Raw genomic sequence first — 14242 nt, forward strand, 5'->3', positions numbered from 1 at the left:
GTTCGGGGCGATCTTTGGTGGCGGCAAGATTATTTCGGCCGCCCGTGTCCGCATTTGATGAACGTGCATTGTTTCGCATCGCTTGGATCACCGACCCGCATTTGAATCATGTGCCGGCCAGTCGTTGGGACCCGTGGTGCGACGCGTTACGATCGAGTGATCCGACCGCTTTGCTGATCACCGGTGACATCAGCGATGGTGACGACGGATGGTTCCAGCTGGATCGTCTGGCGACTTGCGTGACGTGCCCGATTTACTTTGTCCTGGGCAATCATGATTTCTATGGCGGGTCCGTCGCCCAGACGCGGCGTCGTGCAGTCCAGGCGGCTCGCGAATCCTCGCGGCTGGTCTATCTGACCGACAGCGAACCGATTCGACTGGCCGATGATGTTTTCTTGGTGGGTGAAGACGGTTGGGGCGACGGAGTGATCGGGGACGCGCGCACCAGCCCGATCCGCTTGCAAGATTTTCAGCAGATCGATGACCTGCGCGGTCGCACCACCGATGACCGTTTGGCAACGCTGCGGGCGCAAGGCGACGAATCGGCGGATCGTTTACGACAGAAGCTGATGCAAGTGCCCGACGTGGCAACGACCGTTTGGGTGGCCACGCATGTTCCGCCTTATCGCGAGAGCTGTTGGTATGAAGGCCGAATCGCCGACGATCAATGGGCGCCCTACTTTGTTTGCGGCCGAGTCGGCGAGTGCTTGGATGACGTTGCGTCGCGGCGCCCCCGGATGAATCTGGAGGTGTTGTGTGGGCACACCCATCACCGTGGCGTTTATCGCCGAGCCCAGAATCTGCGGGTGTACACCGGGGCGGCCGACTATGGCCATCCGGCGATCGAAGGCTTGATCGAACGGGGCGGTCTGAACGGCCTGGACGGTTCGGCTTGAACCGCGTGGCTTGAGTGATGTCGCGAGGCCCGCGGCGAAGTTGTAACGCGGTGCCCGGCGGACGAAGAAGGACGCTGGGCTTTCAGGTTCCCGTCGAGTTACAAAAAAAGCCCCGCCGGTGATCGGCGAGGCTTTTCGTGATGTTTGACGATCAAACGTATTACTTCGCGGCGGCCAACATTTCTTTCTTGGCGGCGATGATTTCTTCTTGGATGTTCGACGGCACTTGGCTGTACTTGGCCAGTTCCATGCTGAACGATCCCTGACCTTGCGTCATGCTGCGCAGGTCGGTGGCGTAACCGAAGGTTTCGGCCAGCGGGATTTCGGCTTGGATGATGCTGTTTCCGTCGACAACGTCGGTGCTGGTCATCACACCGCGGCGGCGGATGACGTCACCCACGACGGTCCCTTGGAAATCCTCGGGGCATTCGATTTCGACGTTCATGATCGGCTCGAGCAGCTTCGGCGACGCTTGCTTGAAGTATTCGCGGAAGCAGCCTTGTGCGGCGGTGTAGAACGCCTTTTCCGAGGAGTCGACTTCGTGATAGCTGCCGTCATCCAAGTCGATCCGGGTGCCGACCACCGGGTATTCGGCGACCGGGCCTTTACCCAGGCTGTCGACGAATCCCTTTTGGATTGCCGGAATGTATTGCTTGGGAATACGACCACCGACGACGTGATCTTCGAATTCAAAGCTGTCTTCGCTGTCCGATTCGATCGGTGACAGCTTGCCGACGATGTGAGCGTATTGACCGCTACCACCGGTTTGCTTCTTGTGCTTGTAATTGAATTCGACGGTCTTGGTCGGGCTTTCGCGATAGCTAACTTTCGGAGCACCGACTTCGATTTCCACGCCGTATTCGCGGCGGATCCGTTCGATGTAAACCTCCAGGTGCAATTCACCCATGCCGGAGATCAGGATCTCGTTGGTCTCTTCGTCGGTTTCGACGCGGAAGGTGGGGTCTTCCTTGCGGAAACGCTGCAGTGCCTTGCCCATCTTGTCGCCGTCGCTGCGGCTGGTCGGCGTCACGGCAATCTTGATGACCGGTTCGGGGACGAACATGGATTCCAGCGTGCAGAAATCACGTTCGACGCTGTAGGTGTCACCACTGGCCGAGTCGATGCCCATGACGGCGATGATGTCCCCGGCGGTCGCTTTGTCGATTTCTTCTCGCTTGTCGCTGTGCATGCGAACGATACGGCTGAACCGTTCTTTGCGACCGGTCCGTTGGTTCACATAGGTGCCGCCTTTTTCGATCGTGCCCTGATAGATCCGCATGAAGGTCAGTTGGCCGAACGGATCGTCGACGATCTTGAAAGCCATGCCGACGAACGGAGCATCGGGATCGGGTTTCAGTTCGATTCGCTTTTCTTCGTCCGACGGGTCGCGACCTTTGACTTCGCGATCCAGCGGGCTGGGCAGGTATTGGGTGACCGCATCCAACAGCGGCTGGACGCCTTTGTTCTTGAACGCGGTGCCCATGTAGACCGGGGTGGCACCGTTCAAGACGGCGTCACGGGTCACGCGATAGATCATGTCCTTGGGGACTTCTTCTTCGCTGAGCAGCAATTCCATGACTTCATCGCTGTAGTTGGACAGCGAATCCAGCATGTGCACGCGTTGTTCTTCGGCTTCGTCTTTCAAGTCGGCGGGGATTTCGCCGGTGACGACCTTTTCACCCTGATCACCATCGAAGGTGTAGGAGACCATTTCGATCAAGTCGACGACGCCACGGAAGTTGTCTTCGATACCGATCGGGATCTGCATCAGGAAGGCGTCGGCGCCCAGCTTTTCACGCAACTGTTCGACGACCCGCCGGGGGTTCGAACCGGTGCGGTCCATTTTGTTGATGAATGCCAAACGGGGAACGTTGTAGCGTTTCATTTGGCGGTCGACGGTGATCGACTGGCTTTGCACGCCGCCGACGGCACACAGAACCAAGACGGCACCGTCCAAGACACGCAGCGAACGTTCCACTTCGACGGTGAAGTCGACGTGACCGGGGGTGTCGATCAGGTTGATCGCGTGATCTTTGTATTCGACGCTGGTCGCGGCACTGGTGATCGTGATTCCACGTTCTTGCTCCAGCTCCATGTGGTCCATGGTCGCGCCGTCGCCGTCCCCGCGGACTTCTTCGATCTTGTGAATACGGCCGGTGTAAAACAGGATCCGCTCACTGAGGGTGGTTTTGCCGGAGTCAATGTGGGCACTGATCCCGATGTTGCGAACCTTCTCCAATTTCATACTCTTCTAAACCTCTACTGGCGCCGGCGATGGGATTCGACGTGTTCCGGATTCGACGCGTCAGACGATTCGCGTCGCGATTTAATACAAGGCGCCCCGGAAGATCGATGTCGCGGGCCTGGACAATTGTGTTGTTGATGCGGCTCGGGCGAGGCGTTTGAAGCAGAAATATCGCAAAGCTTTGCCCAGATTGGAAGGGCAAAGGTGCGACGAAGTATCCCGGACTCCGGGCGCGGACCGATCGGAGCCCGTCGGTTGGCCGGTCCGGGGCGGGGTGGAGGTTTGGGACGCCGGACCCGATATCGCTGCTTCGGCGTGGTTTTTTATCTTGCATGACCGTTGGGGAAACGCAAGAGCCCCTGCGTCGGATCCGTCGAGTCGACCCAAAAACGGGGCGGCCAGCGCCCGGATCAAATTGCCGCGACGGCCAAGCATCCGTCGCACCGGCCGAGGGCCATTTTTCTTCTATTGACCCACGCCCCGGCCGCGTCTAACAACTTGTCCTGTCAGTGTTCAACTCGGCAAGGCGGCCGAGCTTCTGCATTCATCCAAGGAAGGTCATCGAACCATGCCAGGCCCGAATTCTGTTCCGCTGTTGGACGTCAACCGCGACAATCGCCCTTATCGTGAAGAATTCATGAGCGCCCTGGCCGGCGTCCTGGATTCCGGACGCTTTCTGTTCGGCCCCGATGTGGTCGAACTGGAATCGGAAGTCGCCAAATACAGCCAAGCCCAATTTGCCGTCGGTTGTGCCTCCGGCAGTGACGCCTTGTTGCTGGCCCTGATGGCCCTGAACATCGGCCCGGGCGACGAAGTGATCGTTCCCAGCTTTACTTTCTTCGCGTCGGTCAGCTGCATCACGCGACTGGGCGCCACGCCGGTCTTCATCGACATCGATCCGGACACCTACAACATGGATGTCGACCAGCTGGATTCGCTGATCGGCCCCAAAACGGCAGCCATCATTCCCGTGCACCTGTTCGGACAGTGTGCCCGCATTGACCGGATCTGTCAGATCGCCGCCGAGCATGATATTCCGGTGGTCGAAGACGCCGCCCAGTCGATCGGTGCGGCCTATCATTCACGTCCCGCCGGCAGCTGGGGAACCGTGGGCTGTTTCAGCTTCTATCCGACCAAGAACTTGGGCGGCATGGGCGACGGCGGCATGCTGACGACCAATGACGAAGCTTTCGCGGATCGGCTGCGTTTGTTCGCCGGCCACGGCATGCGGCCCCGCTATTATCACAAGGTGGTGGGCATCAACAGCCGCTTGGACACGTTCCAGGCCGCCGTGTTGCGGGTGAAGATGAATCACTTGCCCCAGGCCGTCGAAGGCCGGCGCACCAACGCCACGCGGTATCACCACTTGTTCCGCGAAGCCGGTTTGGTCGAAGACGGCCCGGTCACCTTGCCGGTGATCGACGAGAACGCTTTCTCGGTCTGGAACCAGTATTCAATTCGCATCGCCGACGGGCGACGCGACGAAGTCCGCCAGTACTTGGCCGACAATGGTGTGGGTTCGGAAATCTATTACCCGGTGCCGATGCACCAGCAAGAGTGCTTTGAAAACATCGGCTTCAAAGCCGGCGATTTGAGCGAGACCGAGCGGGCCAGCCGCGAGATCTTGAACCTGCCGATCTTCCCGTCGCTGACCGTGGAAGAACAAAACCGAGTCGTCGAAGTGGTCGGTCAGTTCTATCAGTCGGGCGAAGCCAAGAAGGCCGCCTGAACGAACCGGGGCTGTGGTCCCACCGAACCGCCGTTTTGGCGGGCGGATTTGACTGCCTCGTTTGAAAGACCAACGAAAACAGGCCGCGTGCGATGATTCGCATGCGGCCTGTTTCGTGAATCGGATGCCAAAAGGCGTCACCTTGGAATCAAGACGTTGCCGCCGAATCCAGGGCTTCTTGCAGCGCGGCCTTGGGGCGAACGCCCACGAAGCTCTCGCTGACTTCGCCGCCTTTGAAAACCAACAGCGTCGGGATGCTATTGATGCCGAAACGCTGGGCGGCGCCGGGGTTATCGTCGATGTTGATCTTGCCGATTTTGACCGACGGGTTTTCGCCAGCCAGTTCATCGATCATGGGAGCGATTTGACGACAAGGGCCGCACCAGGGTGCCCAAAAGTCGACCAAGACGGGTTGGTCCGATTGCAGCACTTCGGAGTCGAAATTGTCGTCGGTGAATTCTTTGACAGCATCGGAAGCCATGACAGTGGTCTCTCGTTTTGTACGGATAGTTAAACGGGGAATCGGTCGGGATCGCGGTAATCGTTCACAGGGACTGATCGACGGTGATCCATCGGCGGGCGGGGCGTGTCACATCCGGTCGACGACGCCTTGCACAGACGGCCGAATTGTAGGATGGCAACACCCGCTGTCAATTTGCCGGTCCGACCGGAACGTCTGACAAGGTAAGCAAGTGCTGAGCCAATTCGTCCAGAATCATCGCTGTGGCACCCCAAACCTTGTGTTCGCCGTGTGCAAACGCCGGCGTGCGGAACTGCAAATGACCAACGCGATGTTCGCCCCGACGGACGGATCGTATTTCGGTGTGTCGTGACAGGTTTCCCGCGACGACCTGCCGCAGAAGTGTTTCCAGCGGCAAATCCAGCACCTGATCAACCTCGGCCGGGTCGGGGCACCAGGGGGCGGATTCTTTTCGTAGCCACGCGACCCAGGGGGTGACCCGGTTGTCGCTGGCATAGACATACTGGCATGCCAGCCGTCCGATCCACTGGCGGACCACGGCGGGGCGACCCAATTCTTCGGCGAATTCCCGCAAGGCGGCTTCGCGGGTGTCTTCGCCCGGTTCCACCCGACCCCCGGGAAAGCAGATTTGCCCACCGTGATGTTTCAGCAGACTGGGCCGCCGCGTCAACAAGACACGCATGTGGCGGAGCGATGGGCGCGGTTGGTGGGCATCCGTCGCGGATTGACCGCCGGCCGGGGCTTTCTTTGATGCCGATCCGCTGGGCGCGACTTCCGCACACGACACACCATTTTGACCAGACGCATCTTCGTAAATGCCGACCAGCACCGCGGCGCGGCGAGCACGGAGCGGTGCGGGGCCACGGTGGCGACCATAGGCAAGTGGCACGGCCGCGATCGAACGATAGCGTCGCGACAGTTCGGGCGTTTCGCCGCGTTGTCGCAAGCGGTCGCTGAGTTGTTGCGGCCAAGTCGCCGGCAATTGCCACCGATCCGGTCGCCTGGTTGCCGGTATTTTCACGGTTGCTAAATCAACGTTTCCAACAATCGACGAAGCTTTCGCAATTCGACGCGATGATCCAAGTCTTCCTGGGGCGCCATGTGGATCGTCAAAGCGCGATCGTATTTTTCACGTTCCAGCTGGGTGACCAATTTGCCGTAGTCGATTTCGCCCTGCCCCACGCTGACTTGGAACGCATCGGGGCGGGTGTCGCGAAGGTGCGTGTTGATCACATACTTCAGGATCTTGTCCAGCGATTTGCCTTTGGCCGGACCGGCAACGTAAACGCTGGGGTCCAATGTGATGCCCAGGCCATCGACGTTGTTGCACAAGACCATCAACGTGTCGGGGTCTTCGCTGAGACAGCCCAGCTGGCTGCGGACCGCGACGCGTACGCCTTCGGTTTCCGCGATGCTGACCAGCCGCTGAAGGTGTTCGACTTCTTCATTGAAAGGCGTGCCCAGTTCCGCCGAAGGCACGGTCAAATTGACGACCTTGGTGGCTTTGGCGATCCGGCACAAATCGTGGAAGTCGTCGTAGTGCTGGTCACCTGTGCTGTCCAATTCGATGCTGTAACCGGAGATGTCCAGCCGGTGGGTGTACCGAAGCAATTGGATTCCGCGGTCCGGATCAGCCAGGATTTCGCTGGGGCGAGTGTGCGCGCCGGACTCGTGAATGGCGATCTCGATCGCGCTAAAATCCAGGTCCTGCAGCGTTTCGATGCTGGTTTGCAGGTCATCAGCCGGCCAACATTCCGTCGAAGCAGCGACAAACAATTCAGGCGTCCTTTCAGCAACAAATCAATCGGTTTTGCGTAACCGGCGCAGTCTACTGCGCCGGCGTCGATCGCTAAACCCTGATTGCCAAACAGGTTCACCGGTTCACCGGTCGTCGCGTCCGTCCCGCGGGCTGGTGGTCTGACAAGGTGGGTGATCGATCCGGTAAGCTGCCCGCATGACGTCTGAAAATGATCCCCAGTCCAACAGCGACACGAATTCGGCTGATGTGCGGTCGATCGGGGGACCCGTGCGGCTGGAACGGCTTTGCGTGGACGTGGCGGGTCGCCGTTTGTTGGATGACGCTCGGTTAGATTTGGAGCCGGGAAAACTGCTGGTCGTCGTCGGTGGCAGTGGGGCCGGCAAATCCGTGTTGCTGCGGATTCTGGCCGGCTTGTTGCCGCGTGATGGTGCCGTCGTGCGCTGGTCGGCTGACATCGCCGCTGGCACTGCGGGACACCCTGACACCGATGCCGGATCGAAGGGGCCGGCCCGCCTGGGCGCCGCACTGTCACCTCTGCTTCGTCGCGTGGGCGTGGTGTTTCAACAGTTTGCGTTGTTCGATGAACTGTCGCCGACGGCCAATGTCCAGTTTGCGATGGACCATCGCGGCGATCGTCATCGGCCACCCGAACAAGACGCGGCCGGTTGGTTGGCGGAATTGGGGGTGCCCGCGGAAGTTCCCGTTGCCGGACTTAGCGGTGGTCAGAAACAGCGGCTGGCCATCGCACGGACGTTGGCCTCCGATCCAGAAGTCATCCTGTACGACGAACCGACATCAGGACTGGATGCGGCCAGCGGTGCGAAGGTGGCGTCCTTGATTCGCCAGACTCAGCAGATTCATCACCGGACCAGTGTGGTCGTCACGCACGATTATCAAACGCTGATACCGATTGCGGACGAAGTCGTCTTCTTGGACAGTCGGCAAAAGCAACTGGTTTCCGTCCCACGCGATCAGTGGTCGCAGATTCATCAGTGGATGCATCCTGTCGCAGCAGACCCGGCAAACGCAAAAACGCCGGAACATCTGTCGGGCACACGTGGGTGGTCGATGGGGCGCCGTTTGATCGAACAGCTGGACACGTTCCTGTTGGCCAGCTCCGATGCATTGATCAGTGCGCTGCGATTGCCCGTCGATGTGTTGCCAGTTTTCCCGCGATGGAAATGGGCGGGGCGATTCTTTGTGCACTATTTGCGATTGGTGGGCGGCCCATCGGCATGCGTGTATTTGGCCATCGCGGGTTTGATCGCCGGGTTCACGACGACCTATTTCACGTTTCGCTTTCTGCCGTTTCGACTGTACACGCAACCGTTGTTGATCGACGAATTGTTGGCGTCGATCGGGTTCGCGTTGTATCGAATTTTGGTTCCCGTATTGGCAACGATCTTGGTGGCGGCTCGCTGTGGTGCCGCGGTGGCCGCCGACGTGGGCGTCAAGCGATACGGCGGCCAGGTCGATGCGATGCGGACGCTGGGTGTTCGGCCGCAAGCTTATTTGTTGGTTCCAATTTTGGCGGCCTTTCTGGTAGCCACCCCTGTGTTGGAATGGATCGCTTTTTTTGCCGCGCGGTTGATCAGCATGGTGACGTTCTCCGCCACACATGCCGACATCCCGTCCTATTTTTGGGACCAGCACTTCTTCCGCAATCTTCGCGGGCAAGATGGCCTTTGGCCGAAGGGGGCGGGCTGGGTTTTCGGAAAGAACGCCGCGTGCGGTGTGGGCACCGCGGTGATCAGCTACTATCAAGGTCTGCGATCCAAACAGTCCGCCGCTGACGTCAGCCAGGCGATCACGGCGACCGTGCTTTGGACGACCTTGTGGGTTTTGGGCGTCCACTTTGCCGTTGCGTTGATGGAATTTTAATCGTCGACGCATCGCCACCGTGTTGTCGCACGCGATCCCCACGTTTTGAATTCGGATTCCCAACCGGCTCAACCACGAAACGAATCGAGATGGATAAGAAAGCCAAAAAACGACTGGAAGTCATTAAGAAGAAGCTAAGCACACTGCGCCCAAGATTGGCCGGTTCGAAGCAGCAGGCCGATGATCCAGAAGAAACCAAAGCGTTGGAAGAAGAGATCGCCGCGCTGGAGGCCGAAGCGGAAAAGTTGCGGGCGTCTTGAGGTACGACCAAGCAAGCCCGCATCTGTGCGTGCCTGTAAAACGAAAACAGGCAACCTTGGGGCAAGGTCGCCTGTTTGGAATTTTGTGTTTCGCTGATTCGGGGATCGGCTCACCGTCATGGCTTTCGCCGATGGCTGAATCACCTGTGCGTTTGCTAACTCGCGCGTTTGCCGGCTAGCTGCGGAAATTTTGCCGTCTAGCTGCGGAAATGTGCTCCCGCGTCGGCGTCGATATGCATCACGCTGGGTTGTGCCGTCCGCGTGTTCCAGTAATCGGGAGCCCAGCGGCCGGCTTCGATCAGCATCGCGACGACGGCTATCAGCATGAAGACGGTGCTTAGGATCAGCATCACCGTGTAGACGTTCGGCGGCTGTTTCCGTGGGGGCTCATTCGTAGGTAGTGTCGACACGGTCGCCCTCCTGGATGGTTCGGTTGCTGTAGTCAGACAAGATTTCGGCGACGGCACGATCCGGTTCGGTGTAACCGACACGCAGGCGGGTGACGAACGAACCGTTTCGTGTCACGTCAAGCAGGTGTCCCTGACGCAGGCCATCGTCGCTGCCGATGCTGACTTCGACTTGTTTGCGAGGCCGGTTGACGACCAAGACGACACCGTTTCGTTCCGGCGGTGCGCCGTCCAGCGGTGCGTTGACGTCAATGCCCTTGGCTTCGACCACTTCCTGCAGACGGGTGACTTGGGTGCGAAGCTGATCGTTGCGTTGCTTTTGGTTTTGAACGGTGCCGCGGGCGCGGTTCAGCAAGTCGGTCAGCTCGAGCGATTTGGCAAACAGGGTGTCGCGGTCCTCGCGTTCCTTGACCAGAGCGGCCCGCAGTCGAGTGATTTCTTCGGTCTTGGCTTCCAAGTCGGCCGCACGAGAACGGTCCAACTGGGTCAGCTCCGTATTGGCCGCACGTAGGGCTTCCACGTCGGCCGCACTTTGGACCAATTCCTGTTGCAGTTGGTTCAGCTGAGTCTGCAAGGCAGCCAGAGCGGTGCGGCGGGCGGCGCGTTCGCGGTCTAGAGCCGCTTGGGTTCGCTGAGCCGAATCGCGAAGTTGATCGTTGGTGGTTTCAACGGTTTCGATTTGCTGTTTCAAGCCGCCAGGGCCCAGCACGACGTCGCGCCAGTTGCGGTGTGATGCGTTGACGGCAAGCCCGACGACCATGAACACAATGCTCAAGGCAAACACGGCGAACGTCAGCGCCTTCCCGAGAAGATTCATGAGGAATGGGTTCCGAGCAAAGAATTGGCGGTGGGGGCAGAAAAGACTGATCGGCGGCCCGCCACGCAATTGCTGCGGGGGCCGTGCATCCACAGGGAGTATAATTACGGCGAAATTTTCGTGTCAACGAATTCAACCCGAAAAGCCAAGCTTGCCTAGCTTGAAACGGCCGCGGGCCGTTTTTGCCGAACAGACCAGTTGTCGCGGCATGTATCCCCCAGCCGACGGTCCGGCTCCCTACGCCGCTTCTCAAATAGGACCACCCATAAATATTGTCGATCACGTTTGTCGCTTTGCCACCAGTTTGCAGCGGTTTTTCGTTCGAAGGCTTGGAAGGGGGGGGCCGGAGGTGTCGTAGAAGCCGTTGACTGGAAGGGCTGGTCCACCGGGATGCCGGATTTTCTCCCTTGGAAGCAATGAAACAGCCTAGGCGAAGCTCTGGAAGCGGACCCGGAGCGCAGTGTTACCGATCGCTCTCAACATCGAGGGAGCTTAATAAGGGCCACCCATTAATTACACGAAGCACAGTCATGCTGCGGCTGCCATTGCGTGGCGTTTTCCGGTAGGGGGGCCTGAAAGGGGCTGCGGTCGGCGTGGGGGGGCGGTTGGCTGGAGGGGCTGGTCCACCGGGATGCCGGATTTTCTCCCTTGGAAGCAATGAAACAGCCTAGGCGAAGCTCTGGAAGCGGACCGGGAGCGCAGTGTTACCGCTCGCTCTCAACATCGAGCGGATTCAGATTTCGCTTGCTGCTCGGCAGCGGCCGGTCGGCGCCGTGCCGCTAGTCGGAACAGAGTCCCAGTGGGTTGTCCGGTGCACACATCCAGTGTTGGCCGCACCGCACGGCTTCACGTGCGAGGCTTTCTGGCGTTCCCGCCGCACGCTTGAAGACGCGGCCGAAGCGGCGAACCACATCGCACCACCCCCGAGTGTCGACGCCGATGCGGGATAGAATCGGAGCCAAGTGTTTCGGTATTGACCCCAGTTTGTCCGACCGAAGTTGCCGACCGGTCCAGTCGAGCAATTCCAGGTATCGAACCAGCGATATCCCCAAGAAGCCTTTGGAACTCGCCCGCCGCCCCGATTTCTCGACACAGGGACCAACCGGGTCCTTCGCCTCATTGATCTCTACCGGGCTCATCCATCCACTGTGGCGACGCCGGCGACTTCGTTCCCACTCATGCATGCTTGGCCGCAGTCGACTCGGTTGCTGCGGCAGGTCATCGATGCGATCTTTCGCTCCGGTGTAAGGACTTGATTCTGGTGTTTCGGCAATCGCTGCACGCACCGGATTTAAATCCACATAGGCCGCACAGGCTAGCAAACTGGCTTCGTCAAGCAGGTTTTGCAACCGGTATCGCCCCTCCCAAAACCTGCCCGTGCATTCGTCTTCGCGGTTGGCACGTCTGGCGATGAACTCGGCAACACACCGCATCCACCAGCTGACATCCGACAGTCGTCGTCGACGTTCGGCCAGAACTTCCGGATGATTCACCAGCGCCGCGATGTCTGCCTCGGTCGGCGGTTCGGCTGAACCATCCGGACGCCGGCGAGCCGGAAACAACCGCAACCACCGACCGGCCACTTCCTGGTCGCTCCATGCAGCGACAACGTCCGGACGACTTCGAAGCACCAAGTGCAAGTGGTTGCTCATGACCGAATAGGTCAAGCAGTCGATGCCGAAGACGCTTGCCATGAACTCCAGGCGGTCCCGGATCCACTGTCGCCGGTGTTCAAAGGATCGGCCAGTCAGCGGGTCTTCACCGCACAAAAACGCCCGGCGGACGCAGCGTTGTACCGCGTGAAAGACCTGCACCTGAGCAGGGTCCGCGACTTCATAGCGTGGTTTTCGTGGCATCAATCCATCCCCAATTCTGGCTGTCGAACCGACTGATCGTACCCGTCATCGGCGGAAAAGACAAATAAATCTGGGTGGCCCCTTTTGAGACTCTGAAAAGACAAACAAATATGGGTGGCCCCTATTGAGGAGTTGGGGGGCGCGTATTGTTCGTGGGAGTTTCAGGCCGCGATGGTGCGGAGGGTGGCCAAGAATTGGTCGATCGATTGGACCCGCTTTTCGACGCTGGGCTGCAAGGCGTGCATGATCAGACGTGCCAGCTTGGGGTCCAGGTCGGGGGCCCGTTCCAGGATCGGTGTGGGTTCGGTCGTGTCGTGCTGCAGTGCCGCTTTGCCTGTGACGACTTCGCCCTGCCAGGGATGCTGCATTGTGCACAGACAGTAACACGTCACGCCCAGCGAAAAGATGTCGACCCGCTTATCCGTCGGCCGACGCCGCACGATTTCTGGCGACATGTACAACGGCGTCCCCGTCCGGTTTCCCGGTGCCATGAAGGGCGGCGTTGCGGGGACCGTCAAGCCAAAATCGATCAGCTTCAGCCCGCTCATGTCGGGCAAGCAGATGTAATTCCGCGGACAGATGTCTCGGTGAATATATCCCTGGTCGTGGACGTATTTCAGCGATTCGGCCATGTCACGAATTAACGTCGTTTCGATGCCGGCGATCAGATGTCGCTGCTTTTTGACAATGATCTGTTGCAGGCTCGGCCCCTCGATGTACTCCATGATGATCACCGGTTGCCCCTTGGGCGTGACGCCGGCTTCATACGTTTCGACGATCTTGGGATGGTGCATCGAAAGAGCGATTTCGGCTTCGCCGGGCTTCTTCAGGCCCTTGAACCGAGCCTCGAATTGCTCGTGCTTTTCGATGTCCAGCAATTTGACGCCGACCAAGCGATCGGTTTTATGGTCTTTGGCGACGTAGAAGGAACTCATCGTGCCCACGGCACTGGTCCGCATCCGTTCGTAACGGGTGTCGACGTCGATGACCTGGTGCTTTTGAGAGGAACCGAAAGCGTTCCGGATGGAATCAAACAGACCCATAGCGTTGATTCTGGTGCCAAGAATGGATTCGGATCATCAGTCGCGGCCAGCCTACTTGCCGCAGTAGTCGATCGCCCGCGCGATTTCCGTTTTCAGGTTCTTTCGTTCGACGATACGGTCGACGTAGCCGTGTTCCAGCAAGAATTCGCTGGTCTGAAATCCCGCAGGAAGTTCGATCCCGATCGTCGCCTTGATCGTTCGCGGCCCGGCGAATCCGATCAACGCTTTGGGTTCGGCGAACACCAAATCGCCCAGCGACGCAAAGCTGGCCGCCACGCCGCCCATCGTTGGGTTTGTCAGGACGCTGATAAACAGCCCGCCGGCTTCGTCGTACTTGGCCAGGGCCGCGGTGACCTTGGCCATCTGCATCAAAGACAGGATGCCTTCGTGCATTCGAGCACCACCACCGGAACCGCTGACGATGATCAGGGGCAGGTTGTGGGCAGTGGCGTGTTCGACCAGGCGGGCCAGTCGCTCGCCGACCGCACTGCCCATGCTGCCCATGATGAATGCGCTGTCGGTCACGGCAAACGCGACGCGTCGTGCCCGGACCATGCCCGTGCCTGTGACCACCGCATCGGACAGCCCGGTTCGTTTCTGTTCGCTGACCAGCCGGTCGGCATAGGGACGGCGATCGGCGAATTGCAGCGGGTCGACCGATCGAACTTGGTCGTTCATCGGCTCGAACGTGCCTTCGTCCAGCACTTGTTCGATTCGTTCGCTGGCGGACACATAGAAGTGGTGTTCGCATTTCGGGCAGACGTTCTGCCGTTGTTGGATTTCCTTTTTATAGATCGATCCTCCGCACCCCGGGCACTTCAGCCAAAGGCCTTCCGGGACGCCTCGTTTTCGCGGCATGCTGGGCGGA

The 14242-nt window shown here is 59.3% G+C and carries 13 protein-coding genes; 4 read left to right on the forward strand and 9 right to left on the reverse strand.

Annotated features, from left to right (window positions below; all coding sequences use genetic code 11):
- Positions 1 to 44: 44 nt before the first annotated feature.
- On the forward strand, positions 45 to 896 hold the full coding sequence (locus tag Mal65_RS05930) for a metallophosphoesterase family protein (protein WP_196784610.1): 852 nt from the start codon (positions 45 to 47) through the stop codon (positions 894 to 896).
- A 160-nt stretch (positions 897 to 1056) separates the two neighbouring features.
- Here Mal65_RS05930 and fusA read toward each other — a convergent pair whose 3' ends face one another.
- Positions 1057 to 3141 (reverse strand): elongation factor G, encoded by a 2085-nt coding sequence (gene fusA / locus Mal65_RS05935; protein ID WP_145294794.1) that lies wholly within the window; start codon positions 3139 to 3141, stop codon positions 1057 to 1059.
- Positions 3142 to 3709: 568 nt separating this feature from the next.
- Here fusA and Mal65_RS05940 point away from each other — a divergent pair.
- Complete coding sequence (locus Mal65_RS05940; protein ID WP_145294796.1) at positions 3710 to 4870, forward strand: DegT/DnrJ/EryC1/StrS family aminotransferase; 1161 nt, start codon at positions 3710 to 3712, stop codon at positions 4868 to 4870.
- Positions 4871 to 5018: 148 nt separating this feature from the next.
- Here the strand turns inward: Mal65_RS05940 and trxA are convergent, their stop codons facing one another.
- From trxA to Mal65_RS05955, 3 genes are all read right to left on the reverse strand, one after another.
- Positions 5019 to 5351: a thioredoxin gene (gene trxA / locus Mal65_RS05945; protein ID WP_145294799.1), complete on the reverse strand. Its 333-nt coding sequence runs from the start codon at positions 5349 to 5351 to the stop codon at positions 5019 to 5021.
- Between the two features lie 169 nt (positions 5352 to 5520).
- Positions 5521 to 6372 carry an NUDIX hydrolase gene (locus Mal65_RS05950; RefSeq protein ID WP_145294802.1) on the reverse strand — a complete coding sequence of 284 codons (852 nt, stop codon included), beginning with the start codon at positions 6370 to 6372 and terminating at the stop codon, positions 5521 to 5523.
- Between the two features lie 5 nt (positions 6373 to 6377).
- Positions 6378 to 7127, reverse strand: coding sequence for a sugar phosphate isomerase/epimerase family protein (locus Mal65_RS05955; protein ID WP_145294804.1), 750 nt, complete (start codon positions 7125 to 7127; stop codon positions 6378 to 6380).
- 178 nt (positions 7128 to 7305) lie between these two features.
- On the opposite strand from Mal65_RS05955, the gene Mal65_RS05960 reads away from it, so the two are divergent.
- Together Mal65_RS05960 and Mal65_RS26370 are read left to right on the forward strand one after the other, a co-directional pair.
- Positions 7306 to 8991 carry an ABC transporter permease gene (locus tag Mal65_RS05960; RefSeq protein WP_196784611.1) on the forward strand — a complete coding sequence of 562 codons (1686 nt, stop codon included), beginning with the start codon at positions 7306 to 7308 and terminating at the stop codon, positions 8989 to 8991.
- A gap of 89 nt (positions 8992 to 9080) precedes the next feature.
- Entirely contained in the window at positions 9081 to 9251 is a 171-nt protein-coding gene (locus tag Mal65_RS26370) for a hypothetical protein (protein ID WP_165701098.1), read from the forward strand.
- Between the two features lie 197 nt (positions 9252 to 9448).
- On the opposite strand, the gene Mal65_RS05965 is transcribed toward Mal65_RS26370, so the two are convergent.
- From Mal65_RS05965 to accD, 5 genes are all read right to left on the reverse strand, one after another.
- Positions 9449 to 9661: a hypothetical protein gene (locus Mal65_RS05965; protein ID WP_145294806.1), complete on the reverse strand. Its 213-nt coding sequence runs from the start codon at positions 9659 to 9661 to the stop codon at positions 9449 to 9451.
- Positions 9639 to 10475, reverse strand: a complete 837-nt coding sequence (locus Mal65_RS05970; protein ID WP_145294809.1) for a hypothetical protein — start codon at positions 10473 to 10475, stop codon at positions 9639 to 9641. The genes Mal65_RS05965 and Mal65_RS05970 overlap by 23 nt, the downstream gene beginning before the upstream one ends.
- Before the next feature lie 779 nt (positions 10476 to 11254).
- Positions 11255 to 12331 (reverse strand): hypothetical protein, encoded by a 1077-nt coding sequence (locus Mal65_RS05975; RefSeq protein ID WP_145294811.1) that lies wholly within the window; start codon positions 12329 to 12331, stop codon positions 11255 to 11257.
- 161 nt (positions 12332 to 12492) lie between these two features.
- Positions 12493 to 13374 carry a serine/threonine protein kinase gene (locus tag Mal65_RS05980; RefSeq protein WP_145294814.1) on the reverse strand — a complete coding sequence of 294 codons (882 nt, stop codon included), beginning with the start codon at positions 13372 to 13374 and terminating at the stop codon, positions 12493 to 12495.
- A gap of 51 nt (positions 13375 to 13425) precedes the next feature.
- The gene (accD, locus tag Mal65_RS05985) at positions 13426 to 14232 is read right to left on the reverse strand and encodes an acetyl-CoA carboxylase, carboxyltransferase subunit beta (protein ID WP_196784612.1); all 807 of its coding nucleotides are present in this window, start codon (positions 14230 to 14232) and stop codon (positions 13426 to 13428) included.
- Between the last annotated feature and the right edge of the window lie 10 nt (positions 14233 to 14242).

The sequence above is a fragment of the Crateriforma conspicua genome, assembly GCF_007752935.1.
Classification (GTDB): Bacteria; Planctomycetota; Planctomycetia; order Pirellulales; family Pirellulaceae; genus Crateriforma; species Crateriforma conspicua.